This window comes from Bradyrhizobium sp. CCH5-F6, assembly GCF_001556045.1.
In the GTDB taxonomy this organism is placed as follows: Bacteria; Pseudomonadota; Alphaproteobacteria; order Rhizobiales; family Xanthobacteraceae; genus Bradyrhizobium.
Map to the genome: position 1 here is coordinate 126,903 of NZ_LSIC01000094.1, position 24,243 is coordinate 151,145.

At 65.7% G+C, this 24,243-nt stretch carries 25 protein-coding genes; 3 read left to right on the forward strand and 22 right to left on the reverse strand.

Annotation, left to right across the window (positions count from 1 at the left end):
* Position 1: 1 nt before the first annotated feature.
* The 13 genes from AX729_RS17070 to AX729_RS17130 form a co-directional block, all read right to left on the reverse strand.
* Entirely contained in the window at positions 2–2,086 is a 2,085-nt protein-coding gene (locus tag AX729_RS17070; RefSeq protein ID WP_061025033.1) for a hydantoinase/oxoprolinase family protein, read from the reverse strand.
* 141 nt (positions 2,087–2,227) lie between these two features.
* Positions 2,228–3,034 (reverse strand): NAD-dependent protein deacetylase, encoded by an 807-nt coding sequence (locus AX729_RS17075; protein ID WP_061025035.1) that lies wholly within the window; start codon positions 3,032–3,034, stop codon positions 2,228–2,230.
* Positions 3,035–3,071: 37 nt separating this feature from the next.
* Positions 3,072–4,874: a cation:proton antiporter domain-containing protein gene (locus AX729_RS17080; RefSeq protein ID WP_061025037.1), complete on the reverse strand. Its 1,803-nt coding sequence runs from the start codon at positions 4,872–4,874 to the stop codon at positions 3,072–3,074.
* A 147-nt stretch (positions 4,875–5,021) separates the two neighbouring features.
* Positions 5,022–5,858: an SDR family oxidoreductase gene (locus tag AX729_RS17085; protein ID WP_061025039.1), complete on the reverse strand. Its 837-nt coding sequence runs from the start codon at positions 5,856–5,858 to the stop codon at positions 5,022–5,024.
* A gap of 154 nt (positions 5,859–6,012) precedes the next feature.
* Positions 6,013–6,360 carry a RidA family protein gene (locus AX729_RS17090; RefSeq protein ID WP_061025041.1) on the reverse strand — a complete coding sequence of 116 codons (348 nt, stop codon included), beginning with the start codon at positions 6,358–6,360 and terminating at the stop codon, positions 6,013–6,015.
* Positions 6,361–6,374: 14 nt separating this feature from the next.
* A complete protein-coding gene (locus AX729_RS17095; protein WP_061025043.1) occupies positions 6,375–7,496 on the reverse strand; it encodes an NAD(P)/FAD-dependent oxidoreductase in 1,122 nt (373 codons plus the stop codon).
* A complete protein-coding gene (locus AX729_RS17100; RefSeq protein ID WP_061025044.1) occupies positions 7,493–8,911 on the reverse strand; it encodes an FAD/NAD(P)-dependent oxidoreductase in 1,419 nt (472 codons plus the stop codon). The genes AX729_RS17095 and AX729_RS17100 overlap by 4 nt, the downstream gene beginning before the upstream one ends.
* Positions 8,908–9,204, reverse strand: a complete 297-nt coding sequence (locus AX729_RS17105; protein ID WP_061025046.1) for a (2Fe-2S)-binding protein — start codon at positions 9,202–9,204, stop codon at positions 8,908–8,910. Before AX729_RS17105 ends, AX729_RS17100 begins: the two co-directional genes overlap by 4 nt.
* Positions 9,205–9,235: 31 nt before the next feature.
* Positions 9,236–10,372 carry an NAD(P)/FAD-dependent oxidoreductase gene (locus AX729_RS17110; RefSeq protein ID WP_061025048.1) on the reverse strand — a complete coding sequence of 379 codons (1,137 nt, stop codon included), beginning with the start codon at positions 10,370–10,372 and terminating at the stop codon, positions 9,236–9,238.
* 8 nt (positions 10,373–10,380) lie between these two features.
* Positions 10,381–11,187: an ABC transporter permease gene (locus AX729_RS17115; RefSeq protein WP_061025050.1), complete on the reverse strand. Its 807-nt coding sequence runs from the start codon at positions 11,185–11,187 to the stop codon at positions 10,381–10,383.
* On the reverse strand, positions 11,184–12,059 hold the full coding sequence (locus AX729_RS17120; protein ID WP_061025052.1) for an ABC transporter permease: 876 nt from the start codon (positions 12,057–12,059) through the stop codon (positions 11,184–11,186). The genes AX729_RS17115 and AX729_RS17120 overlap by 4 nt, the downstream gene beginning before the upstream one ends.
* A complete protein-coding gene (locus tag AX729_RS17125; RefSeq protein WP_061025304.1) occupies positions 12,056–13,096 on the reverse strand; it encodes an ABC transporter ATP-binding protein in 1,041 nt (346 codons plus the stop codon). Before AX729_RS17125 ends, AX729_RS17120 begins: the two co-directional genes overlap by 4 nt.
* A gap of 23 nt (positions 13,097–13,119) precedes the next feature.
* Positions 13,120–14,154, reverse strand: coding sequence for an ABC transporter substrate-binding protein (locus AX729_RS17130; RefSeq protein ID WP_061025054.1), 1,035 nt, complete (start codon positions 14,152–14,154; stop codon positions 13,120–13,122).
* 272 nt (positions 14,155–14,426) lie between these two features.
* Here AX729_RS17130 and AX729_RS17135 point away from each other — a divergent pair, with 272 nt between their 5' ends.
* A complete protein-coding gene (locus AX729_RS17135; RefSeq protein WP_061025057.1) occupies positions 14,427–15,326 on the forward strand; it encodes a LysR substrate-binding domain-containing protein in 900 nt (299 codons plus the stop codon).
* Between the two features lie 56 nt (positions 15,327–15,382).
* On the opposite strand, the gene AX729_RS17140 is transcribed toward AX729_RS17135, so the two are convergent.
* Positions 15,383–16,339: an N-carbamoyl-D-amino-acid hydrolase gene (locus AX729_RS17140; RefSeq protein WP_082770460.1), complete on the reverse strand. Its 957-nt coding sequence runs from the start codon at positions 16,337–16,339 to the stop codon at positions 15,383–15,385.
* A gap of 151 nt (positions 16,340–16,490) precedes the next feature.
* Between AX729_RS17140 and AX729_RS17145 the strand changes: the two genes are divergently transcribed.
* Positions 16,491–17,417, forward strand: coding sequence for a LysR family transcriptional regulator (locus tag AX729_RS17145; RefSeq protein ID WP_061025061.1), 927 nt, complete (start codon positions 16,491–16,493; stop codon positions 17,415–17,417).
* Positions 17,418–17,456: 39 nt separating this feature from the next.
* Positions 17,457–18,170 (forward strand): type 1 glutamine amidotransferase, encoded by a 714-nt coding sequence (locus AX729_RS17150; RefSeq protein WP_061025063.1) that lies wholly within the window; start codon positions 17,457–17,459, stop codon positions 18,168–18,170.
* A gap of 213 nt (positions 18,171–18,383) precedes the next feature.
* On the opposite strand, the gene AX729_RS17155 is transcribed toward AX729_RS17150, so the two are convergent.
* From AX729_RS17155 to ruvC, 8 genes are all read right to left on the reverse strand, one after another.
* Positions 18,384–18,851, reverse strand: a complete 468-nt coding sequence (locus AX729_RS17155) for a nuclear transport factor 2 family protein (protein ID WP_061025066.1) — start codon at positions 18,849–18,851, stop codon at positions 18,384–18,386.
* Positions 18,852–18,930: 79 nt separating this feature from the next.
* A complete protein-coding gene (gene ybgC / locus AX729_RS17160; protein WP_082770461.1) occupies positions 18,931–19,380 on the reverse strand; it encodes a tol-pal system-associated acyl-CoA thioesterase in 450 nt (149 codons plus the stop codon).
* Between the two features lie 67 nt (positions 19,381–19,447).
* Positions 19,448–20,368, reverse strand: coding sequence for a metallophosphoesterase (locus AX729_RS17165; protein WP_061025070.1), 921 nt, complete (start codon positions 20,366–20,368; stop codon positions 19,448–19,450).
* Between the two features lie 105 nt (positions 20,369–20,473).
* Positions 20,474–21,343 carry a DUF6869 domain-containing protein gene (locus AX729_RS17170; protein WP_061025072.1) on the reverse strand — a complete coding sequence of 290 codons (870 nt, stop codon included), beginning with the start codon at positions 21,341–21,343 and terminating at the stop codon, positions 20,474–20,476.
* 98 nt (positions 21,344–21,441) lie between these two features.
* The gene (ruvB, locus tag AX729_RS17175; RefSeq protein WP_061025073.1) at positions 21,442–22,494 is read right to left on the reverse strand and encodes a Holliday junction branch migration DNA helicase RuvB; all 1,053 of its coding nucleotides are present in this window, start codon (positions 22,492–22,494) and stop codon (positions 21,442–21,444) included.
* Positions 22,491–23,021, reverse strand: coding sequence for a hypothetical protein (locus tag AX729_RS17180; protein ID WP_061025075.1), 531 nt, complete (start codon positions 23,019–23,021; stop codon positions 22,491–22,493). Before AX729_RS17180 ends, ruvB begins: the two co-directional genes overlap by 4 nt.
* The gene (gene ruvA, locus AX729_RS17185) at positions 23,018–23,635 is read right to left on the reverse strand and encodes a Holliday junction branch migration protein RuvA (RefSeq protein ID WP_061025077.1); all 618 of its coding nucleotides are present in this window, start codon (positions 23,633–23,635) and stop codon (positions 23,018–23,020) included. Before ruvA ends, AX729_RS17180 begins: the two co-directional genes overlap by 4 nt.
* On the reverse strand, positions 23,632–24,159 hold the full coding sequence (ruvC, locus tag AX729_RS17190) for a crossover junction endodeoxyribonuclease RuvC (protein ID WP_061025079.1): 528 nt from the start codon (positions 24,157–24,159) through the stop codon (positions 23,632–23,634). Before ruvC ends, ruvA begins: the two co-directional genes overlap by 4 nt.
* Positions 24,160–24,243 lie beyond the last annotated feature (84 nt).

Genomic DNA, 24,243 nt, shown 5'->3' on the forward strand with positions numbered 1-24,243 from the left:
ATCAAGCCGCCTTTCGTTCCATGACGATGCTGCCCGCACCGTCGATATGCGCGTCAAAACTGTTGGAGACGAAGGTCGAGGTTTCGTCCTCCGCGATCACGGCCGGGCCCGCGATCGTCGCACCCGGCGCCATGTCCTCGCGGCGATACAGCGGAATCTCGATCACCTCGCCTGCCCGGCCATCGAAGAATCTGCGGCTGCCGACCGCCTTGCCGGCGGGCTTGCGCGCGACGGCTGCGACCGCGGGCGGATTGCGCGCATCCGTGGTCGCGAGCACCGACCAGCTCAACACCTCGATCGCGGCGCCCGGGATCGGCCGCTCGAACATCGCGGAATAATCAGCCTCGAACTTCTGGCGCAGGCCGGCGAGATCGGCCGCCGTCAGCCGCCGGTTCGGCAGCTCGACCGGAATCTCGTGTCCCTGGCCGACATAGCGCATGAAGGCGGCGCGGCGCTCGCGAACCGGCGCGCCGGCTGCACCCGGCTCCACCAGCGCGCGCGCTTCCGTCGCCATCTCCTGCAGGAGATCGGAGACCGCCTCGGTGTCGAAGTCGTCGAGCCGGACGTGGCGGCTGCGCACCAGCTCATAGGCGATGGGCGCGGCCAGGAAGCCGACGGCCGAACCGACGCCGGCATTCGACGGCACGATCACGCGGGAGACGCCGATCTTCTCGGCGACGCGGGCCGCATGCAGCGGCGCGGCGCCGCCGAACGCGATCAGCGTGTGCTGGCCCACCACGGCACCGCGCTCGACCGCATGCACGCGCGCCGCGCTTGCCATGTTCTCGCAGACGACTTCGTGCACCGCATAGGCGGCGGTTTCCGCGGAGAGGCCAAGCGGCTCGCCGACGTCACGCAGCAGCGCCTGTTTCGACAGCTCCGGGTCGAGCTTGATCGTGCCGGCCGCAAAGGCGTCGGGATCGATCATGCCGAGCGCAACGTCCGCATCGGTCACGGCCGGACGCTGACCGCCGCGGCCGTAGCAGGCGGGCCCCGGCTCCGAGGAGGCGCTCTCGGGACCGACGGTGACGCGCTTCATCGCATCGACATGCGCGATCGAACCGCCGCCGGCGCCGATCTCGACCATCTCGATGACGGGAATGCGCACCGGCAGGCCGGAGCCCTTGAGGAAGCGCGCGGCACGATCGACCTCGAACACGCGCGAGGTCTCGGGCTGGTACTTTTCGATCAGACAGATCTTCGCGGTGGTGCCGCCCATGTCGAAGGAGAGCACCTTGCTCTCGCCGAGGCGCGCCGCGATCTGGGCCGCGAAGATCGCGCCGCCGGCAGGGCCGGATTCGACGAGACGCACGGGAAAGCGACGCGCCGTCTCGATCGAGGTGACACCGCCACCGGATGTCACGAGATAGATGGCGCCGCGGAATTGCTCGACTTGCAAGGCCTCGGCCATGCGAGCGAGATAGCCGTCGATCAGGGGTTGCACATAGGCATTGGCGACCGCAGTCGATGTGCGCTCATACTCGCGAATCTCGGGACAAACGGCTGAGGACACCGTCACGGAGATGCCGGGCATCTCCTCGCCCAGGATAGCGGCCGCGCGACGCTCGTGCTCCGGATTGGCATAGGAGTGCAGGAAAGCGATCGCGACGCTCTCGACCTTCAATTCGCGCAATTTTGGCGCGAGTGCGCGCACCGAAGCTTCGTCCAGCGGGAGACGAACGGCACCATGAGCGTCGATGCGCTCGGGCACGGTGAAGCGCAGGGAGCGCGGCGCCAGCGGCTTCGGCTTGTCGATGCTGAGGTCATATTGGTCGTAACGGCTCTCGGTGCCGATATCGAGCACGTCGCGGAAGCCCTCGGTCGCGATCAGCGCGGTCTTTGCGCCGCGACGCTCGATGATGGCGTTGGTCGCGAGCGTCGTGCCGTGAATGAAGACGTCGATGTCGCTGATATGCGCACGCGCATCGGCGAGAATGAGGCGCATGCCGTCCAGCACGGCCTGCTCGGGGCGCTGCGGAGTTGTCAGCAGCTTGCGGGTTTTGCGATCTTGCCCCACGTCCAGCACGATGTCGGTGAACGTGCCACCGATATCAACGGCAAGCCGCACCTCGGCTCCCTCAAGCATTCCAAATTCTCCGTGCTGGTCGTCAAGACTGGGGACAAAAGCGCAGCAATTTCCATGCCATGGACGACGAGATGAATGCCGCGCCCCGCTATTCTGCTTGGCACCTATGCAATAGGCAAGGCGTGTCCGCCGCCACCCTGATCAGAGCAGGAATGCAAGCGCCGTCTCGCAGCGCTCCTCGACCTTCAGCGTCAGCAGATCGTCGGCACGGGTGCGCCCGAGATTGACCGCCGCGATCGGAATGTCGCGCCGCGCAGCCGCCTGCACGAAGCGGAAGCCGGAATAGACCATCAGCGAGGAGCCGACGACCAGCATGGCGTCGGCTTGCGCCAGATGATCCTGCGCGGTGGCGACGATGTCGCGCGGGACGTTCTCACCGAAGAACACGACGTCGGGCTTGAGGATGCCGCCGCAGGCTTCGCATGGCGGCACTTCGAAGGACGAGAAGTCCTCGTGCTCCAGATCGGCGTCGCCGTCAGGTGCATCCGCGGCATCGAGCGTCAGCCATGCCGCATTGGCGCGGCCAAGAGCGTGCTGAAACTTCTCGCGCGGTGTCTTGCCGCCGCAGCCCATGCAGCGGACCAGATCGAGCCGGCCATGGAGATCGATGACCTGCCGGTGGCCGGCCGACTGATGCAGCCGATCGACGTTCTGAGTCAGCAGCATCTCGCACCGGCCGTTCGCCTCGAGCCGGGCCAGCGCATGATGCGCATCGTTCGGCTTCGCCTGTCCGAACCGCCGCCAGCCGATCAGGCTTCGGGCCCAATAGCGCCGCCGCGTATGCTCGTCCGACATGAAGGCCTGGAAGTTGACCGGCTGGGTCCGCTTCCAGTTGCCGTGGCTGTCGCGGTAATCGGGAATGCCTGAATTGGTGCTGCAGCCGGCACCGGTCAGCACGAACAGACGCTCGTGGCGGCCGACGAAATTCTGGAGCGGAGTTGTTGACATGCCACCAGATGTAAGCCGCCGGGCGGGTTTTTCCAGATTACTGCCGGCGGGACGGGCGCCCCGGGATAGCTGATGGACGGGATTTCTCTTGGTTTGCCGTGCGGGCGGCTTGCTGCAGCGTCCGCCGAAACTCGTCCCGCTTTTCGTGCACCGCGGCGATCGCGTGCCCGACCGCGACTCCGAGGCCGACCAGCGCGGCTTCTGAAAGCTGCAGGCTCGCCTCGATCGTCTCCGGCACCGCGTCGGTTGCGCCGATTTCATAGAGATGGCGGGCATGATCCGCGTCCCGCGCACGTGAGACGATCAGCACGTCCGGCCGCGCTGCACGGATCCGCTCGACCACGGCATCGATCGCCGTTCGCGACTGAATGGTAATGATCACGCCGGTGGTCTGCATCAGGCCGCACGCTTCGAGGAAGCCCAGCTCGGTCGCGTCACCGAAATAGACCTTGTGACCGTCGCGCCGGTCGCGCGCCACCGCGATCGGCTCGTGATCGATTGCGATGTAGTCCACGTCATGGGTGGTGAGCAGCGAACAGACGACCTTTCCGACCCGACCGTAGCCAATCACGATGGCCTGTGTTCGGTTGCCGGGCGGCCGAACCGCCAGTTCGGGATCCAGGATTCGCTCCTCGGCGAGTCTCGCGGACAATCGTCGTCCGAGCGCACCCAACAATGGCGTCAGCGCCATCGTCACGGCGGTGACGGCGACGACGAAGCCCGATACGCGAGGCTCGATCAGGCCGAGCGCCGCCGCCATTCCGATGCTGACAAAGGCGAACTCGCCGACAGGGCCCAGCAAGAGGCCGATTTCGATCGCCGCCGCCCACGAGAGCTTGAAGAGCCGGCCGAGGATAATGAGTACGATCGCCTTGCCCGCAAGAACGCCGATGACGGCAGCCAACAGCCAAACGGGCTCGCGCATGAACACGCGGAAGTCGATGGCCATGCCGACGGTGAAGAAGAAGATGCCGAGCAGCAGGCCCTTGAATGGCTCGACCGTGGCCTCGATGGCCTTGCCATACTCCGTTTCCGCGAGCATCAGTCCTGCAACGAATGCTCCGAGCGCCATCGACAGGCCCGCCTGGTGAGCCGCAAGACCTGCACCGACGATGACGAACAAGGTCGCCGCGACAAACAATTCCGTCGAATGGGTGCCCGCGACCATCTGGAACAGCGGACGCATCAGCAGCCGGCCGATCAGAATGAGGAAAGCCACGGCCAGCGCGGCCTTCAAGACCGCACTGGAGATGTGCGTCAGGACGGAGCCGCCGCTGTCTGCGCCGAGCACCGAGATGAAGACCAGAATGGGAACCACTGCCAGATCCTGGGCCAGCAGGACCGAGAAGCTGGCGCGCCCGGCGGTGGTCGCAAGTCGCCGCTCGGCGGACAGAAGCTCGAGCACGATGGCTGTCGAGGACAACGCAAGGCTCGCACCAAGGATGACGGCCGTATCGGAACTCTGCCCGGCGAAAAGCGCCGCGCCGAATATCATGGCCGACGTCGCCAGCACCTGCAGGCCGCCGAGTCCGAACACCAGGCGCCGCATCGTGACGAGCCGCCTGAAAGACAGTTCGAGCCCGATCAGAAATAGCAGGAACACGATGCCGAGATTGGCGATGCCCTCGACGTTGTGCGCGTCCGTGACCGTAAACCAATACAGGAACGGGATTTCTCGAACGAGCGAGCCGAGCCCGAGCGGACCGAGAATGGCGCCGGCGCCGAGATAGCCGAGCACAGGGTTGATGCCCCAGTGGCGCACGATCGGCACGACCACGCCGGCGGTGCCGAGAACCACGAGCGCGTCGCTATAGGCGTTGATGTTGATGGCTGCGGTCACGAGTCCTTCACGCGTCGGCGCTCGCAGATAGCGGCAGCGTCGTCCACGGTCGATAGCACACGGCGCCGCAGACCCCAACCGGACCACGACCGCCATCTTCGCATAGGGCATTGGTGGCGGCCGATGGGCGCGGTCCAAAGCGGACGTTCAGCTTGCCCAGTTCTCCCGGAATTCGGGGAACAGCGTCAGGCCCCCGCACGCATAGATGGTCTGCCCCGTGATGTAGCTCGCATCATCCGAGGCGAGGAAGGCGAACACGGCGGCGATCTCTTCCGGAGTTCCCACGCGGCCGAGCGGAATATGGCTGGTCACGACACCGCGCTTCTCCGGGTCTCCGGTCCAGGCTGCGTTGATCGGCGTGTCGATTGCGCCCGGACCGACCGCGTTGACGCGGATGCCGCGGCCAGCGAATTCGAGCGCCAGCGTGCGCGTCAGATTGGCCATGCCGCCCTTGCTGATCGAATAGGCGAGATAGCCGGGCTTCGGGATGATCTGGTGGACGCTGGAGCAGTTGATGATGCTGCCGCCTCCGCCGCGCGCGACGAAATGCGCCAGCGCCTTCTGCGCACAGAGCACGGCGCCGTTGAGATTGACGTCGATGATCCGGCGGTAGGTCTCGACGTCGAGCGCCTCGCTCGGCGATTCCTTCTGGAAGCCGGCGTTGTTGACAAGACAATCGAGACGTTTCCAGCGAGACAGGATCGTCTCGAACATCGCAGCAATGTCCTGGTCGTCACCGACATTGGCCTTGACGATGCAATGATCGGGCTCGCCGTGCCCGCGATCGCTCGAAGCCGCGCGAGCTAGCGCGAGCGTCTCCTCCGCCCGCTCCACGTTCTCGAAATAGTTGATGGCGACGGCTGCGCCTTCCTGAGCGAGCCGGACGGCGACGGCGCGGCCGATCCCTTGCGAGGCTCCGGTCACCAGGGCGTACTGACCGACGAGGCGCGAAGGAAATGAGGTTGAGCGTTCGGCTTGCGGCATGTGTTCTCTCCAGATGCGTCATCATGGATGGAACCGGCGTTTTGTTCCATACACTCGTGCATGCGCTGGACGCAGCGTCGCCCAGCAGATGCCCATCATTCCACATCTGACCGTCTGGCAGGAGCTCGGCTGACGTCTTCGTCGCCGGGCGCGGTCAACCCTTCAGGGCGGTGACCACCACCTCGATCAGCGCGCCGCCGCCGAGATCCGCGACGCCGACGGTGGCGCGGGTGGGGAGATCGTCACCGAAGAACTCGGTCCAGGCCGCATCCATCTCCTTCTTCCTGGACAGATCCGTGACGAAGATCGACGCGCTGACGACGCGAGACTTGTCGGTGCCGGCTTCCTTCAGATAGCCGGCGATCTTGCCGAGGATGTTGCGGGTCTGGTCGCCCATCGAGACCGAGGTGTCGTCGGCGATGGTGCCGCCGAGGAAGACGAAGCCGTTGGCCTCGACGGCGCGGTGCATGATGGGCGTGCGGATGCTGCGGGTGATGCTCATGATGTCCTCTTTTTCTAGAGCGTTGAAGGATGGAAGCGGTCGATGCCGAGATCGCTGATGCGGGTCTGGGTGCCGCCATTGACGATCAGCTCCGCCATCACGGCGCCGGCGCCGGGGCCGAGCTGAAATCCGTGCAGCGAGAAGCCGAACTGGTGATAAAGGCCCTTGTGACGGCTACTCGGCCCAAACACGGGGATATCATCCTTCATCTTCGCCTCGATGCCGGCCCAGGCGCGGACGATGTTGGCGCTGCGCATCACCGGAAACAGCTCGAAGACGGTGCGGGCGCTGACGGCAAGGCTCTTCCAGTCCAGCACCGTCTCGTTGCGGTCCTGATAAGGCGTCGCCAGATGGCCGCCGCCGATCAGCACGGTGCCGTTGGAGAATTGCTTGAAGGAGAGCTTGCGCCCACGCAGGATCACGACGGGGTCGATGAAGTGCGGCACGCGCGAGGTGATCATCAACATCGGCGCAACGGTCTCGACCGGAACGGGTTCGCCGAGATCGGCCGCGATCTTGCCGGCCCAGGCGCCGGCAGCGTTGACCAGCACCGGCGCGACGAAGGTTTCCGTGCCGACGTCGACGTGCCAGAGCCCGTCGCTGTACCGGATGTTGCTGGCGGCGACGCCCTCGCGCACGGTCGCGCCGAGCTGTTCGGCCTTGCGCCGGAACGCCGTCGTCGTCTGCGCCGGATTGGCGGCGCCATCACGGCGCGAGACCACGCCGCCGGGACAGGTCTCGGCCACGGCCGGCACCAGCCGTCGCAATTCAGTCGCGTCGATCAGCTCTTCATGGGTGAAGCCGAGCGCATTGAGTTCGGCCACACGCGCGCGACAGGCCGCGAGTTCCTCCTCGTTCTCGGCGACCAGCACCTGGCCGTAGCTCTCGAAGCTGCAATCGTCGTCGAGGAGCTCGGAGATCTTCTCCCAGATCCCCATCGAGCGGATCGAGAGTGGAATCTCCGGAATGTGCCGCGCAAGCTGACGCACGCCGCCGGCATTGACGCCCGAGGCATGACGACCAGCATAGTCCTTCTCGATCAGCACCGGCCTCAAGCCGGCGAGGCACAGATGCAGCGCGGTCGAACATCCGTGGATGCCGCCGCCAACGACGATCGCATCCACGTTTCTGGTCATCCGCGCACCACCGCCTTGACGTCGGCCTCGCTCTTGGGAACGGCGGCGAGCTCGGCGAGCGTGATCGGCTTCACCGGCGCGCGCAGCCGGTAATAGCCGATCTCCTGGGGGCTCTTGCCGCGCGCCTGCGCCATCAGCTCAGTGACGGTGAGGCCACAGAGCCGGCCCTGGCACGGACCCATGCCGGTGCGGCGATAGGCCTTGAGCTGGTTCGGCCCGGTCGCGCCGATCGCGACGGAGTCGAGAACGTCCTTGGCCGTCACCTCTTCGCAGCGGCAGACGATGGTGTCGCCTTTGGGAATCCGGAACTGCGGCGCGGGACGAAACAACGTGTCGAGGAAGACGCGGCCGCGCTCGGCCTTGGCGAGATCGGCGCGGAGCGTTGCGATCGCGGGAAGCTTCGCAGCGGCCGCCGGCGCCAGCGCTTCCACAGCCGCGCGCGCCGCGATGCGGCCGCGAACCATGGCTGCATTCGCGCCGCTGATGCCCGCGCCGTCGCCCGCGATGGCAATGCCAGCGACCGACGACGAACCGTTCGCATCCAGCACCGGCGACCAGCACAATTGCAGATCATCCCAGCGATGCTCGATTCCCGCCGCCATTGCCAGATTGACGTTCGGTACGACGCCTTGATGCAACAGCAACAGATCCGTCGGGATGGTCTCGCGACTGCGACCGGCGACATAGCTCACGCTCGCGAGCTGGCCATCACCGGAGGCCGCGAGCTCGGTGACACCCGAGACGACCCGCACCTTCGCCTTCACTTCGCGCATCATGGCGAGGCCCTTGGCGAAATAGGGCGAGGTCAGGAAGGCGAAGGCGTGCGGCAGCGCGGCGTAATAATTGCGGCGCTCGGTGGTATCGAGGATGCGGTCGATGCGGCCGCCGAGGCGCAGGATCTGCGCGGCGAGCAGCCAGAGCAGCGGCCCCTGCCCCGCGATCACGGTGCGGCCATCGGGCACGAGCGCCGATGATTTCAGCATGGTCTGCGCCGCGCCGGCCGTCATCACGCCCGGCAACGTCCAGCCGGGGATCGGGAACGGCCGCTCCAGCGCGCCGGTCGCGAGGATCACGCGCCTGGCCTTGACGAAGGCGGATGCGCCACCGATCGAGACCGCGATCTCGAGATTACGGTCCAGGCTCCACACGGTGGCACGATGAATGATTTCGGCGTTGCTCGCGCGCAGCGACTGCACGAGATCGGCACCCACCCAATAGTCCGCGCCGAGCTGATTGCGCTCCGTGACCGGCGTCGAGGAAATCGCGCGGAACACCTGGCCGCCGGGGCCGATATTCTCGTCGAGCAGCAGCGTCGACAGGCCGGCTTCGGCCGAGGTCGCCGCCGCAGCAAGACCCGCAGGCCCGGCGCCGATCACCACGACGTCATAGTCTTCGCGCTTGGGAGCCACAGTCATTTTCCGATCTCCCGCTTGCCCTTCTGGATTTCGATCTGCATGCCCTCGGCGACAGGCACGAGGCACCCCTGCCGGTTGCCGACGCCGTCGATGGTAACGAGGCAGTCGAAGCACACGCCCATCATGCAATAGGGCAGACGCGGCGCGCCGCTCACCGCGGTGGAACGCCGTGCGTCGACGCCGGAGGCCAATAGCGCGGCGGAGACGGTGTCGCCCTGGCGCGCGGCGACGGCAACGCCGTCGACGAAGATCTGCACTTGCGGACGCTTGTCCTGTTCGGATCGCCTGAACATGGGAATGCCCCTTGGCTCCTTCCTGAAATCTCTAATAGCCGCTATTGTTGGCTGCGCCCGCGCCGCCAAACCGGCTGGCGGAGAACGCGCCGACCAGCTCCGGCTCGAGCGCGCCCTGCGCCACCATGCGCGCGATGTCGAAGGCGTGGTTGGACGCGAGCGTGACGCCGGAATGGCAGCAGGCGACGAAGGCGCCGGGATGCGTCTCCGACTGATCGTAGATCGGAAAGCCGTCCTGGGGCATCACGCGGATGCCGGCCCAGCTCCTGACCACGTTGAGCCGCGACAGATGCGGAAACATCCGCTGGGCGCGATCCGTCATGACCGCGCTGATCGAATGCTTCAGCGTGCGATCGTCGAGCTCGTCCTCCTTGCTGTCGCCGATCATCACCGTGCCCTCGTCGGTCTGGCGGATCGTGGTCAAGGGGTGCGGCAGGAACGGCATGGTGCGCTCGGTCACGACGATCTGGCCGCGGGTCGGCCCCATCGGCGCGTAGAGACCGACCATCGGCGCCAGCGTCTGATTGGCATTGCCGGCGGCCAGCACAATCTTGGCCGCGCGCAGCTCGCCCTCCGGCGTCGTCAGACGAAACTCGCCGCCGCTTTTGCTGATCGCCGAGACCGGTCGCCCCGGAAAATAATCGATCCCGAACGCCCTGAAGCCGGTGTGGAAGGCGCGGAACGTGCGCAGCGAATTGACATGGCCATCCAGCGGACAATAGCTGCCGCCGGAAACTTCCGGGCCGATCAGCGGCAGTGCCTTCTTGACCTCGGATGCGGATAGCATCTCCATCTTGTAGTCGGCCGCGCCGACCTGGTTGTGCATGCGCTTGACCAGCTCGGTGCGCTGGCCGAATTCGTCCTCGCCGAGCGTGAGGTGAAAGCCGCCGTTCTGCTGGAGGCAGACGTCGAGGCCGGTCTGCTGCTTCAGTTCGGAGGCGAGCCGGGCCCACGCATGTGACGCCTGCACGGTCCAAACCGTATAGGCCGGCATGCCGAGTCCCTTGCTCTGCACCCAAACCAGCGCAAAGTTCGCGCGCGAGGCGCGCTTGGTGATATCGCCTTCGTCGAGCACGGCCACCTTCTTCCCGAGGCGGCCGAGGCCCCAGGCAATGGCGGAGCCGAGCAGTCCGCCGCCGACGACGGCGACGTCGTATTCTCCTGACATGAGTTCTCCTATCGTCCCGTATCGCCCTTGCCGGCGAGCACACGGTCGAGCCCGTAGAAGCGGTCGAGCAGAATGAGGGCGGTCATAGTGATCGCGATCACGCAGGCCGAGACCGACGTCACCAGCGGATCGATGTTGTCCTGGATGTAGAGGAACATGCGCACCGGCAACGTCTCGGTGCCGGGTGCCGCGAGGAAGACGGTCATGGTGAGGTCGTCGAAGGATTGGATGAAGGCGAGCGCCCAGCCGCTGATGACGCCGGGCAGGATCAGCGGCAGCGTCACGCGGCGGAACAGCGTCCAGCCGCCGGCGCCGAGCGAGACCGCCGCCATTTCGACGGTGCGATCCATGCCGGTTGCGGCGGCAAGCGTCAGCCGCAGCGCGAACGGAAACACGATGATGACATGCGCGACGATCAGCGCGGCGAAGCTGCCGCCCAGCCCGACCGACGTGAAGAAACGCAGGAAAGCGATGCCGAGCACGACATGCGGGATCATCAGCGGCGAGAGGAACAGCGCCGCCAGCGCATCGCGGCCGCGGAAGCGGTAGCGCGCGATCGCGAGCGCCGCCGGCACCGCGAACAGAAGCGCGACGAAGGACGAGAGCGCGCCGAGTCCGAGGCTGACCCAGAAGGCGTGGATGAATTCAGGATAGTTCGCGATCGTCCTGAACCAGCGCAGCGAAAAGCCGTTGGTCGGCAACGAGAGGAAGCCTTCTGGCGTGAAGGCGACGAGGCAGACGACCAGGATTGGCGCCACCATGATGATGACGAAGATGGCGTGGAAGATCAGCGCGAGCGGGCCGTTCCGTCTCATCGGAACACCTCCGCGTAGCGGCGCTCGATCAACGCGTTGCTGCCGACGACGATCAGCACCAGCGCGACCAGCAGCAGCGTCGCGACCGCAGCCCCGAGCGGCCAGTTCAGCGTGTTGAGGAACTCGTCATAGGCGAGCGTCGCCGCGACCTTGAGCCGCCGGCCGCCGATGATCGCCGGCGTCGCGAAGGCGCTGGCCGAGAGCGAGAATACGATGATGGCGCCCGACAGCACACCCGGCATGATCTGCGGCATGATGATGCGGCGGATCGTCGTGATCGGGCCGGCGCCGAGCGACATCGCGGCATTCTCGATCTGCGGATCGAGGCGTTGGAGTGCGGCCCACACCGACAGCACCATGAACGGCATCATCACATGCGCGAGCGCGACAATCATTCCCGTCTCGGTGAACATGAAGGGGATGGGGGAGCGCATGACCCCGAGCGACATCAGGAGCTTGTTGACGAGACCGTTGTTGCCGCCGAACAGCAGCGCCCAGCCGAGCGTGCGCGCAACGACGGAGATCAAGAGCGGCCCGAGAATGACCAGCAGGAAGAAGCTCTTCCAGCGGCCGCTCATGCGGTTGAGGATGTAGGCTTCGGGCGCGCCCAGCAGAGCCGTGAGCAGCGTGGTCAGGATCGCGATGCGAAACGTCCGCCAGAACATTTCTGCATAGTAGGGATCGGTCGCAATCTCGTGCCAGTTCTTGAGGATGAAAACCGGCTCGATGCCCTTGTACTGGCCCCAATCGTGGAACGACAGCATCACCGTCATCGCCAGCGGAATCAGCAGTACGCCGACGAACAGCATCAAGGCGGGCGCCGTCAGCGCCCACGGCGCACGCGCGCTGCGTTCCTCCGCGACCGCGCTCATGCGCCGGCCCCCGCGCGCACGCTCATGTCCTCGGGCCGCCAGGTCAGGCAAACCGCCTCGCCTTCCGCCGGCTGCGCCTTGCCGTCATTCTGGCGGATCACGATCGCCGGACCGCATTCGCTCTCGCACTGGAACAGCCAGTGGTTGCCCTGGAAGATGCGCGTGACGATCTTCGCTGTGAGGCCGGCATCGCCGAACCCGATGCGCTCGGGGCGGATGCTGACAGTGACGGCACCGTGGAGGCCGGCAGGTGCCGGCGCGCTCCAGGAGCCCGCCACCAGTCGCGCCGGCGTCGCGGTCCGGTCGATGGTTGCGGCAAAGTCATTCGTCTTGCCGAGGAACTGCGAAACGAAGGCCGAGGCCGGCTTCTCATATGTTTCTTGCGGCGTGCCGATCTGCTCGATCTTGCCCTGGCTCATCACCACGATGCGGTCGGACAGCGACATCGCCTCGTTCTGGTCGTGGGTGACGAGGATCGTGGTGGTGCCGATGGTGCGCTGGATCTGGCGCAGCTCGATCTGCATCTCCTCGCGCAGCTTTGCGTCGAGATTCGAGAGCGGCTCGTCGAGCAGGAGCACGCTCGGCTTGATCACCAGCGCGCGCGCCAGCGCCACGCGCTGCTGCTGGCCGCCGGACATGCGGCGCGGATGGCGGTCCTCGTAACCGGCAAGGCCGACCATCGCGAGAGCGGCACGGACGCGTTCAGCCCGTTCCGCCCGCAGCACGTTGCGCATCTCCAGACCGAAAGCGACGTTCTCCGCCGCCGTCATATGCGGAAACAGCGCGTAGCTCTGAAACACGATGCCGAGGCCACGCTTCGCCGGATGAATCGCGGTCAGATCCTTGCCCTCCAGGCGGATCGCGCCGCGCGTGGGGTCGAGAAAGCCCGCGATCATCTGGAGAGTTGTGGTCTTGCCGCAGCCGGACGGGCCGAGGAAGGAGATGAACTCCCCCTTCCCCACCGACAGACTGAAGTCGTCGACCACAGTCTGCGCGCCGAACTGCTTTGCGACCCGATCGAGCTCGAGATAGGCCATGACGCTGTCTCCGCCGCGAGCGATCAGCGCTCGACCTCGCGATTCCAGCGCTTGGTCCACTCCTCGCGCTTCTCGTTGATGACGGTCCAGTCCGGATTGTAGAGCTTGGCCGCGCGCTCGCCGATCGGCGCCATCTTGCCGAGCTCCGGCGGGATCACCAGCGATTTCAGCACCGGGCCATAACCGTAATCCTTCAGCAGCACGAGCTGGATTTTTGGATCGAGCAGCGTCTTGATGAAGCTTGCGGCGAGCGGCGAAGCATTGGGCTTGTTGATCGGACAGGCCGTCGTCAGCAGCGTCGCGGCGCCTTCCTTGGGATAGACGAAGTCGACGGGAAAGCCGGTGTTGGCGAAGCTCTGCACCCGGCCCGTGCCCCACACCGCGATCACGGCTTGGCCGGACTGGAACAGCTCGGTCATCTTGCCCGGCGACGGCTCATAGGCCAGCACGTTCGGATTGATCTGCTCCTTGAAGATCTTGAAGCCGGAATCGACGTTGGTCTCGCCACCGCCGTTCATCTTCGACAGCATCACCAGCGCTTCGAGACCATAGGTGTTGTTGATCGGCGGAATCACGAGCTGCTTGGCGTATTTCGAGTCCTTCAGATCGTTCCAGGAGGTCGGCGGTGCCCAGCCTTTCTCCTTGAACACCTTGGTGTTGTACATCAGGCCGGTGGCGACGATACCGATCGCGACCGCGCGATCGTCCTTGAAGCGGGCGGTGTCGTACAGATCGGCTGGCAGTCCGTCGAGCTTGCCGCAGAAGCCGAGCTGGATCGCCTGGTACATCGGGCCGTCATCGACGATGGCGACGTCGATCTGCTGGTTGCCCTTCTGCGCCTGGAGCTTGGCCAGCGTGTCGGTGGAGTTGCCGGCGACGTACTCGACCTTGACGCCGTTCTCCTTCTCGAAGGCCGGGATCACCTCGTCGCGGATCGTCTTCTCGAAGGAGCCGCCATAGCCGGCAACGTAGAGAGTCTTTTGCTGGGCCGAGGCGGCCGACGGGGCGGCAACGAGCGCCGCGATGCTGACCGCTGTCAGAAGGCGAAGAGTCTTCATATGGACCGATCTCCAATACCGGAATGAGGTGACGTGCCGACAAGCTCCGGCCGAAGCGCCTGCCGCATTTCCTTCCGCGCCAATCCCACTTTGATCAGGGCTCCGGCCCCTGCTCGGCAGGTTTGGCGCGATTTGGAGGTTCGAACCCCTCCAATCTGCCGAAAAAGCGGGCTGTCTCCAGCTCTGATGAAAAAGATCGCAACCTAGACTTCCATCGTCCAATGAATAATGGCACCCTTTGCATGCCAAAATGTTATGGATGGAAGTTGGAGATGGCGCGGATCAATTCGCGGCAGGTTGAGGCTTTCCGCGCGACGATGCTGACCGGCAGCGTCACCGAGGCGGCCAAGCTGATGGTGGTGACGCAGCCCGCGGTCAGCCGCCTGCTGCGCGACTTCCAGGCGCTGCTGAAGATGGAGCTTTTCGAGCGGCGCGGCACCGGCCTCGTGCCGACCGCGGCGGCGATGGCGCTCTATACCGAGGTCGAGCGCTCCTTCGTCGGTCTCGAACGCATCACCGCGGCTGCCGAGGAGATCCGCGGCCGCCGCACGGGCTCGCTGCGGATCGCCGCGCTGCCGGCGCTCGCGAACGGCTATCTGCCGCGGCTCGCCGGTCACTTCTTGATGGAGCGGCCCAACCTCAACCTCGCCTTCTTCGGCGTGATCTCGCCGATCGTGGTCGACTGGGTGCTGAACAACCAATGCGACATCGGCTTTGCCGAGGTGCCGATCGCCCATTCCGGCCTGCCGAGCCTGCGGCTGCCGGCACTGCCGCGCGTCGCGGTGCTGCCGACGGGCCATCGCCTGGCTGAGAAAGAGGTGCTGGAGCCGCGCGATTTCGAGGGCGAGACGTTCATCTCGCTGTCGGCGGGATCGTCGAGCCGGCACCTCGTCGATCAGGTTTTTCACCGCAGCGACGTTCGCCGCGTGCTCAGGGTCGAGACCACGCTGTCGGAAATCATGTGCGGCATGGTGTCGTCGGGACTCGGCGTGTCGATCTGCGATCCCTTCACCGCGCAGGAATTTGCAACGCGCGGCGTCGTCGTGAGACGATTCCTGCCGCGCATCGACTTCGAATTCTCGGCAGTCTTTCCGGCACAGCGCAGCCCGTCGCCGGTGGCGCTGGATCTGGTCGAAACCATGCGCAAGGCGCTCGTGGAGTTCGAGCATTAGTGCCGGCCTGCTTGATCTCCGCCGGAAGCTCGGCCGCCTGCGCCGACGTCACGAAATCAATCTGCGTCGAGAACGGCCGGCTCGATGACGCCGGCGCGCTCGGTGATCACCCTGTATTGCTCGGGCCGCCGGTGCGCGGCGAAATTGAACATCTTGTCCTTGCCCTGGCGGCAGAGGTCGAGGTCGATGTCGGCGACGATCACCTCGTCCGCAAGCGTCTGGGCCTGCGCGACGATGCGGCCGTTGGGATCGACGATGCAGGAGCCGCCGATCAGCCCGGAGCCATCCTCCTCGCCCGCCTTGGCCACAGAGATCGCCCAGGTCGCGTTCATGTAGGCGTTGGCCTGCGTCACCAGCGTCGAGTGGAAAGTGCGCAAGGCGCCGTCTTCGGTGGTGCCACCGTTTGGATCATAGGCCGCCGAATTGTAGCCGATGCAGACGAGCTCGACGCCTTGCAGGCCGAGCACGCGCCAGGATTCCGGCCAGCGCCGATCGTTGCAGATCATCATGCCCATGATGGCATGGGCCCAGGACGAGCCGGCGCGGAAGGCGGGAAAGCCGAGATCGCCATATTCGAAATAGCGCTTTTCGAGCTGCTGGTAGCGCGCGCCCGGACGCGGCTCGACCGACCCCGGCAGGTGCACCTTGCGGTAGCGGCCGAGAATCTCACCGTCGCGATCGACGAGGACAGAACAATTGTAGCGCCGGCCGTCCGGCGTCAGCTCGGCATAGCCGACATAGAAGCCGACGCGCAGCGCACGCGCCCGATCGAACAGCTTGGCCACCGCCGGATTCGGCATGCTCCGCTCGAAATACCGGTCGAGGGCCTCGCCTTCGAGCAGCCAGCGCGGGAAGAAGGTGGTGAAAGCTAGCTCGGGAAACACTACAAGGCTCGCCCCGCGGCCAGCCGCCTCCTCCAGCATGTCGAGCATCCGCGCCAGCGTATGCTCGCGCGTATCGGCTTTTTGCGTCGGCCCCATCTGAGCGGCGGCGGCGCGAAGGACACGAACCAAGTTTGCCTCCAATCTATGCGTAGTGCCGCCTCAATGGGCGAGTGAACCCTTTGATACGACGCGCAAATCCGCTGCCATTACGGGCAAGCGGGGCTGCAAAATCAATTCGCTTTGCTATGATCTTTTGGCCCTGAGTATAATCGGCAGTGATATGAACCTGCGTCAGCTCGAGATTCTGCGTGCGGTCATCCGCCACCGAACCACGGTTGCGGCTGCGGACGAGCTGGCGCTGTCGCAGCCCGCGGTGAGCAATGCGCTGAAGACGATGGAGGCGCAGGCCGGCTTCGCGCTGTTCGAGCGTGTCAACAACCGGCTGTTTCCGACCGCCGAAGCAATGGCGCTCTACAAGGAAAGCGAAGCGATCTTCGCCTTGCACGCGAAGCTCGAGAACCGCGTGCGCGATCTGCGCGAGAACCGCTCCGGACATCTTGCGATCGTGGCGACCCCGCCGCTCGCCTACAGCATCATCCCTTCCGCGCTGTCGGGCTTCCTGCGCCGACGCCCGGAGACGCGCGTGTTCTTCGACGTGCGCCGCTACGAGGGTATCATCGAAGGCGTGCTCAGCCGCGTCGCCGAACTCGGCTTCGCCCTCGGGCTGACGCATCATCCCGGCATCGCGCATGAGGTGGTGCATACCGGCGAGATGGTGTGCGTGCTGCCGCCGCAACATCCGCTCGCCGGCAGGCCGGTGATATCCGCTTCCGATCTTTCCGGCCTGCCCTTCATCGGACTCGAGCGCGGCACGCGGCTTGGTGAAGCCGTGCGCGACAGCTTCGCCCGCGCCGGTGCGTCGTTCCGGCCGACTGTCGAGGTGCGCTACTGCAACACGGCCTGCGTGCTCGCGGCCGCCGGCGTCGGCGCTGCGGTGGTCGATCCGTTCTCGCCGCGGCAGAACGTCGGCAGCGGCCTCGTCGTCCGCCCGTTCACGCCGGAGACCCGGGCGGTCGCCTATATGCTGTGGTCGGAAGCCGAGCCGCTGTCGCGTCTGGCAAAGGCCTTCCTCAACGAGGTCCGCAAGGAGAGCGCGCTGCTCGAGCGCACAGCGCCGCACCAGCAACATGGGGCAGAAAGCGACTGAGCTTGCGATTACACGCGCAACCTTCTACCCGAGGCGCACATGGCACGCATCACCATCATCGAAACCGGGCTCGTTCCTCCAGAGCATCGCGAACGGCACGGCTCGTTTCCGGACATGTTCGCGCGCATGATCCGCGCCGAGGACTCCACAGCCACGGTCGACGTGGTCAGCATCCCGAATGGCGATACACTCCCCGACCCACGCGAGGTGGAGACGATCCTGATCACCGGCGCGGCCGCCGGCGTCTATGACGAACTCGCGTGGATCGCACCGCTGGAGGATTTCGTGCGCAAGGCTTACGTCAACCAGACACCGATGGTTGGTGTCTGCTTCGGCCATCAGCTGATCGCGCAGGCCCTCGGCGGCACCGTACGCAAGTCTGAGAAGGGCTGGGGCATCGGCCGGCACATCTATCGGGTGCTGCCGGAGAACGGCGTGATCGACGCAGAGTCGGTCGCCATCGCCGCCTCGCATCAGGACCAGGTGATCGAGCCGCCGAGCGACGCGCTGACGATCCTGTCGTCCGAGTTCACCCCGCATGCCGGCCTGCTCTACGCCAACGGCACGACCCTGACGGTGCAGCCGCATCCGGAGTTCGACGTGGAGTTTGCGCAGGTGTGTTGCGATCTGCGCGACGGCAATGCGCCGGATGACGTCGTCGCAACGGCGAGGGCGTCGCTGGCGCAGCCGATGGATAACGCAAAGCTGGGCGGGGCGATTACGAGATTTTTGAAGAAGCGCACGGCTCCTTAGTCCGCAGCACTCGCCACGCGGACTCTTCCCTTCTCCCCTTGTGGAGAAGGTGGCGCGAAGCGCCGGATGAGGGGTATGCGTCCGCGCATTCAAACGAGAGTTAGACTCGCGGAGAGAGACCCCTCACCCGTCTCGCCGCTATGCGGCGAGCCACCCTCTCCCACAAGGGGCCCACAAGGGGAGAGGGTGAAGCACCGCCGCTCATAAGAGAGCTCAGAACGGATCCGTCCCCAGCCCTGCCACATCCGCCGGCCTTGGCCCCGGGGCCGGCCAGTGAAACCGGCGATCCTTCTCCGTGATCGCGATGTCGTTGATCGAGGCTTCGCGCCGCTTCATCAGGCCGTGCTCGTCGAACTCCCACTGCTCGTTGCCGTAGCAGCGATACCACTGGCCATTCCCATCGTGCCATTCGTACTGGAAGCGCACCGCGATGCGGTTGCCGTCGAAGGCCCACAGGTCCTTGATCAGCCGGTAGTCATGCTCCTTCTCCCATTTGCGGGTGAGGAACGCGACGATGGCCTCGCGGCCCTGGAAGACTTCGGAACGATTGCGCCAGCGGCTATCCTCGGTATAGGCGAGCGACACTCGCACCGGATCGCGTGAATTCCAGGCGTCCTCGGCCATGCGGGCCTTTTGCGCGGCGGTCTCGCGGGTGAAGGGTGGAAGCGGCGGGCGCGACATGATGGCCTCATCGGTTGATCGGGGCCGTGAATTTATCGCCGCAATTCGCGGAGTCGATAGGCCATCACAAATCAGGCGATCATGAAATCAGATCGGCTTTCATCAGCGTGCGTATCGACTTCGGAATCGGCTGGGCGCGACCGCCGCTGATGAAGGCAACGCGGACCTCGGCCTTCACCAGCACGTCATGACCGCGCCGCACCTCCTGCGCCAGCATGATGGACGCACCCTTCACCGCGATCGGCCAGGTCACGACGTCGAGCACGTCGTCCATTCGCGCGGGCTTGAGGAAATCCAGATGCATCGAGCGGACGACGAAGGCAAAGCCTGCGCCCTCCGTCTCGACCTGCTCGAACAGCGCCTGCTGCTCGGCGCCCATCAGCCTGAGATGATTTGTTCGTCCGCGCTCCATGTAGCGCAGATAATTGGCGTGATAGACGATCCCCGAGAAATCCGTGTCCTCGTAATAGACGCGGACCTGCATGTGGTGGCGGCCGTCGCGGATCTCGCCGTCGAGATGAGCTGTCACGTCGCGAGCCTCTTCGCTTGTCGCTGTCGGCCCGTTTTGCGCAAAATCCGCGGTCCGCGCAAGCGTGTTAGGACACAACCGGTGCGGTCCGCCCCAGTCTCACCTCGACGATCTCCGGGGGCACGCCGACGCGGAGCGGCATGATGCTGCAACCGAGGCCGCCGGAGATGATGACGTCGCATTTCAGCCTGACATGACCATAAGCGAGGTGGACGCCCTGCTGCGGCGGCACCGCGGGGGACCAGCCGAGCAGGCGGACCTGGCCGCCATGGGTATGGCCGGACAGTTGCAACGCGACCCGCGCCGGCACGCGCGGCGCAATGTTGGGCTCATGCGCGAGCAGGATGATGGGTGCATCGTCCGTGACCTTGGCGAGCGTCGCGCCGAGATCGTCGGCGCCGAACCGTGCCGTGCTGCGAAACCGGCGCGCCGGCAGGAACGCGAGTTGATCGCCGAGACCGGCGAGCCAGAACGGCCGGCCGTCCTTGGTGAGGCGCACCACGTCGTTCTCGTAGACGGGGATTCCGGCCGCTTCCAGCGCACGATGCGCGACGGTCGTCCCCTGCCCGGCTCGCTGCACGGCCCTGTCGTCCCAATAATCGTGATTGCCCATGACGGCGTGGACGCCCAGCGGCGCCTTGAGGCCGGCCAGCACGCGTGCCCATTCGCTGCACGGAATGATGCGCGTGACCTGATGCAGGCCGGCGACATAGTCGCCGAGCAGCACAATGATGTCGGCGTTCAGCGCATTAGTGCGGTCGACGATGGCCGCGACGCGGTCCAGCGGCATCCAGGGATCGCAGGCATGGAGGTCGGCGATGACGGCGATCTTCAACGGAAGGTCCGCCGGCCATTGCCGCGGCGTCGGATGATAGCGGGTGACGCGGAGCCGCAGCATCGGCTCGACGCCGACACCATAGGCGGCGGTCGAGACGCCGAGGGCGGACAGGCCGCCGATGGAGCGGATGAGATGACGGCGCGTGATCATGGAAGCCCGTTTCTGATGCAGCCTCTCGATGCGATGCGATTGAAGCGGAATTGGGATGCGCTCGTGCAGATCGTCTGCATCCTCGTGCAGACACCTGCACGGGGATCACCAGCGACTATCGCCGATCAACGCATCCAGCCGCGTCTTTAGTTCGTCCGGCGCGCGGTAGTACCAGACACCGCCGAGCAGATCGCGAAAACGTTCATTGACACGCGCCTCACGCTCGATGCGGTCGATCGTCACGGCGCTGATCACATCTTCGAGGGGACCTGCGGCCAGCAGCGACAGCAATACCGGATTGGCCTCGATCTTCAGGATCTCCAGGATCAGGTCGATCATTCGGTCGGGATCATCCTCGCGCAGGTCTCGCTCGAAATCCATGATCGCGAACAAATTGTCATCCTGGTCGCGATCGGACTTGGAATATTGCTCGACCCAGGCACGGGCGAGCGCTGCGGTCGACATGCCGGCGCAATCGAGCGGCTCGCGCGGCGTGCGCTGCGCCAGATGGTCGGCCTGCCAGGCCTCGCTGTCGGCAAGTCCTGCAATACGCGACATCAAGGGGTCGCCGGGATCGACATGTACGCCGCCGAGCAGCCAGCGCAGGCGGTCATTGTGTTCGGCTTCGCGCTCGATGCGCGCGATCACCGCCTCGCCATGTGCATAGAGCAGCGACAGCAGGAACTTGTCGTTGAGCTGCATCACGGTCGGCTTGTCGGTCTCGGTCTTGAGCACCTCCAGCACGAGATCGAGCGCCTGTTGCGGCCGGCGGTGAGGCAGATGATCGAAATAGAGTTTCAAGGCCCAGACGCTGCCGACCTGGTCGCGCCGGCTGACGCGTTGAAGCGCGCACCACATCGACGCCAGTTCGCCGACCGGCATCGGGTCCAGGAACGCCTCGGTGTCGTCAGGCGTGCGCAGCTGTGGCGTGGCCGCAAGGGCCTCGAGCAATCCAGCGTCGTCCGTCAGCGCCATTCTTCCCACTCCAATCCGTGCAGGTGAGCGGCGATGCCATCCGCCGCGCGTTCGGATTAGTGATGGGATTGAAGCGGTGGGTTCACCGGTTGCGGCAGTCAGTCGTCATCGGCCCGATCAGTGCCGAACAAGCCGAACTGGGCCGGATCGCGATGAGGCTCGGCGAGACCGAGATGGCGGAAGGCGTGCGAGGTGAGCAGCCGGCCGCGCGGGGTGCGCTGCAGATAGCCGCACTGGATCAGATAGGGCTCGATGATGTCCTCGATGGCATCGCGCGGCTCGGACAGCGCTGCGGCCATCGTCTCGACGCCGACCGGGCCGCCGCCATAATTGAGCGCGATGGTCGAGAGATAGCGGCGATCCATCGCGTCGAGACCGGCGGCGTCGACCTCGAGCGCGCTCAGCGCGTGATCGGCGATCTTGCGATCGATCGTGGCGGCATCGGCCGCGGAGGCGAAATCGCGGACGCGCCGGAGCAGGCGGCCGGCGATACGCGGCGTACCACGGGCGCGGCGCGCGATCTCGTTGGCGCCATCGGCGCTCATGCCGACATTGAGCACGCGGGCGCCGCGGCTGACGATGCTCTCCAGTTCCTCAATGGTGTAGAAGTTGAGCCGCACCGGAATGCCGAAGCGGTCGCGCAGCGGATTGGTCAAAAGGCCGGCGCGCGTGGTCGCGCCGACGAGCGTGAATTTGGACAGCTCGATCTTGACCGAGCGCGCCGCCGGGCCCTCGCCGATGATGAGGTCGAGCTGAAAGTCCTCCATCGCGGGATAGAGCACTTCTTCCACGGCCGGGCTGAGGCGATGGATCTCGTCGATGAAGAGCACGTCACGCTCTTCGAGATTGGTCAGCAGCGCCGCGAGATCGCCGGCCTTGGCGATCACCGGGCCTGATGTGGCGCGAAAGCCGACGCCGAGCTCCTTGGCCACGATCTGCGCCAGCGTGGTCTTGCCGAGGCCGGGCGGCCCGACGAACAGCACGTGATCCAGCGCCTCGCCGCGCTTGCGCGCCGCCTCGATGAAGATCGACAGGTTCTTGCGCGCCTGCTGCTGGCCGACGAAGTCGGACAGCGATTGCGGCCGCAGCGCGGTATCGCCGACATCGTCGCTGCGGCGCTCGGGCGTAACGATGCGTGGGGGCGTTGTCATGAGGGCAGGATAACACGATGCAAAGGTTTCGCGAGCCACCAGCACAGGCTGGCCGGAATGACGGCGACGATGGCGAGCATCGCCGAAAGCTTCAGCGCCTCTGGCACGGAACGGACACTCGGCACGATCACCGCCGAGGTTTCGGAGGGCACAACGAACATGCCGAGCGCGACGAAGCCGGACGCAGCCACGGCCGCGGCGAGCCACGCCATCCAGATCATGTTGACATCGGCGTAGACCGCAGCAAACGCGAATATCAGGCCGGCAACGACTGCAGGAAGAAACGAGGCGAGAACCGTGGCGATGGCCAGCAGCAAGATCGCGATCGAAGCCAGGGCGCGCAGAGCCTCCAGATCGAGGAGCACAAAAAACATCTGCAGCACCGCGGCACCGAGCGCCGTCACCACGACCGAAACCAGCGCGGCGGTCGTCAGCGGCCCCACAACGGAGAAAACCACGACGATACCGACCACGCACGAAAGGCGACGAAAGAGAGCGGGGACGGGATTGGCGCGTGCTGCGCTCACTTCGACAGCTCCTTCAGGCCGAGCCGAATGAGCTGCGCGGTCTCGGCATTCTCACCAGCGCTCCGCGAGGCCGACGCGATCGCCGCGGCCGCCTGCGGCTGGCCATAGCCGAGATTGACCAGCGCCGAAATCGCATCCGCTACCGGCCGCGGCGCGCGCTGGTCGTCGACGGCGCCGGCGAGATGCACGACGGCCGGGTCGACATTGGCGAAGGCCGGCGCCTTGTCCTTGAGCTCGGTGACGATGCGCTCGGCGACCTTGGGGCCGACGCCGGGGGTACGCGCCACCGCGGCCTTGTCGCGCAGCGCAATGGCATTGGCGAGATCGGCCGGCGACAGCGTGCCGAGCACGGCGAGCGCGACCTTGGCGCCGACACCCTGCACGGTCTGGAGCAGGCGAAACCATTCGCGCTCCTGGTCGGTGCGGAAGCCGAACAGCTTGATCTGGTCCTCGCGAACATAGGTCTCGATGGAGAGCACGGCGGCCTCGCCGGGCGACGGCAGATGCTGTAGCGTACGTGCCGAACAGTGCACCTGATAGCCGACACCACCGACATCGAGGACCACGTAGTCCTCGCCGTAGGAATCGATCAGGCCCTTGAGCTTGCCGATCATAGACCCGCCACCTTCAGCCGCAGCGCCGTGCTCTGGCGGTGATGGGCATGGGTGATGGCGATGGCGAGCGCGTCGGCCGCATCCGCGGACGGCGGCTCGGCCTTGGGCAGCAATATCTTCAGCATCATGGCGATCTGTTGCTTGTCGGCGTGGCCGGCGCCGACCACGGTCTTCTTGACCTGGTTCGGCGCGTACTCGGCGACAGAGATGCCGAACATCGCGGGCGCCAGCATGGCGACGCCGCGGGCCTGGCCGAGCTTCAGCGTCGCAACGCCGTCCTTGTTGACGAAGGTCTGCTCGACCGCCGCTTCCACCGGCTGGTGGTTGGAGAGAACGGCCGCGAGCCCCTCATGGATCGCGAGCAGGCGGCTCGCCAGCGGCAAATCGTCCGGCGGCTCCACCGAACCGCAGGCGACGTAGATCAGCCGGTTGCCCTCGGCCTCGATCACGCCCCAGCCGGTGCGGCGCAGGCCGGGGTCGATGCCGATGATGCGAACGGGGCCACGAATCGGGAGCGCGGTCATGGGCCAGTGATAGCGGCTGGCTGTCGCGGGGGAAACAGAAACAGAACGGAAGTAACAGGGGAAAGGGAGCACATTGAGGGGCGG

Excerpts from the sequence above, each read along its gene's own strand:
- AX729_RS17115 (WP_061025050.1), bottom strand. The coding sequence starts at position 11,187 with ATGAGACGGAACGGCCCGCTCGCGCTGATCTTCCACGCCATCTTCGTC.
- AX729_RS17120 (WP_061025052.1), bottom strand. The coding sequence starts at position 12,059 with ATGAGCGCGGTCGCGGAGGAACGCAGCGCGCGTGCGCCGTGGGCGCTG.
- AX729_RS17130 (WP_061025054.1), bottom strand. The coding sequence starts at position 14,154 with ATGAAGACTCTTCGCCTTCTGACAGCGGTCAGCATCGCGGCGCTCGTT.
- AX729_RS17105 (WP_061025046.1), bottom strand. The coding sequence starts at position 9,204 with ATGTTCAGGCGATCCGAACAGGACAAGCGTCCGCAAGTGCAGATCTTC.
- AX729_RS17135 (WP_061025057.1), top strand. The coding sequence starts at position 14,427 with ATGGCGCGGATCAATTCGCGGCAGGTTGAGGCTTTCCGCGCGACGATG.
- ruvB (WP_061025073.1), bottom strand. The coding sequence starts at position 22,494 with ATGACAACGCCCCCACGCATCGTTACGCCCGAGCGCCGCAGCGACGAT.
- AX729_RS17090 (WP_061025041.1), bottom strand. The coding sequence starts at position 6,360 with ATGAGCATCACCCGCAGCATCCGCACGCCCATCATGCACCGCGCCGTC.
- AX729_RS17100 (WP_061025044.1), bottom strand. The coding sequence starts at position 8,911 with ATGACTGTGGCTCCCAAGCGCGAAGACTATGACGTCGTGGTGATCGGC.
- AX729_RS17125 (WP_061025304.1), bottom strand. The coding sequence starts at position 13,096 with ATGGCCTATCTCGAGCTCGATCGGGTCGCAAAGCAGTTCGGCGCGCAG.
- AX729_RS17110 (WP_061025048.1), bottom strand. The coding sequence starts at position 10,372 with ATGTCAGGAGAATACGACGTCGCCGTCGTCGGCGGCGGACTGCTCGGC.
- AX729_RS17170 (WP_061025072.1), bottom strand. The coding sequence starts at position 21,343 with ATGGCGCTGACGGACGACGCTGGATTGCTCGAGGCCCTTGCGGCCACG.
- AX729_RS17165 (WP_061025070.1), bottom strand. The coding sequence starts at position 20,368 with ATGATCACGCGCCGTCATCTCATCCGCTCCATCGGCGGCCTGTCCGCC.
- AX729_RS17155 (WP_061025066.1), bottom strand. The coding sequence starts at position 18,851 with ATGTCGCGCCCGCCGCTTCCACCCTTCACCCGCGAGACCGCCGCGCAA.
- AX729_RS17150 (WP_061025063.1), top strand. The coding sequence starts at position 17,457 with ATGGCACGCATCACCATCATCGAAACCGGGCTCGTTCCTCCAGAGCAT.
- ruvA (WP_061025077.1), bottom strand. The coding sequence starts at position 23,635 with ATGATCGGCAAGCTCAAGGGCCTGATCGATTCCTACGGCGAGGACTAC.
- AX729_RS17075 (WP_061025035.1), bottom strand. The coding sequence starts at position 3,034 with ATGTCAACAACTCCGCTCCAGAATTTCGTCGGCCGCCACGAGCGTCTG.
- AX729_RS17095 (WP_061025043.1), bottom strand. The coding sequence starts at position 7,496 with ATGACCAGAAACGTGGATGCGATCGTCGTTGGCGGCGGCATCCACGGA.
- AX729_RS17085 (WP_061025039.1), bottom strand. The coding sequence starts at position 5,858 with ATGCCGCAAGCCGAACGCTCAACCTCATTTCCTTCGCGCCTCGTCGGT.
- ruvC (WP_061025079.1), bottom strand. The coding sequence starts at position 24,159 with ATGACCGCGCTCCCGATTCGTGGCCCCGTTCGCATCATCGGCATCGAC.
- AX729_RS17070 (WP_061025033.1), bottom strand. The coding sequence starts at position 2,086 with ATGCTTGAGGGAGCCGAGGTGCGGCTTGCCGTTGATATCGGTGGCACG.
- AX729_RS17145 (WP_061025061.1), top strand. The coding sequence starts at position 16,491 with ATGAACCTGCGTCAGCTCGAGATTCTGCGTGCGGTCATCCGCCACCGA.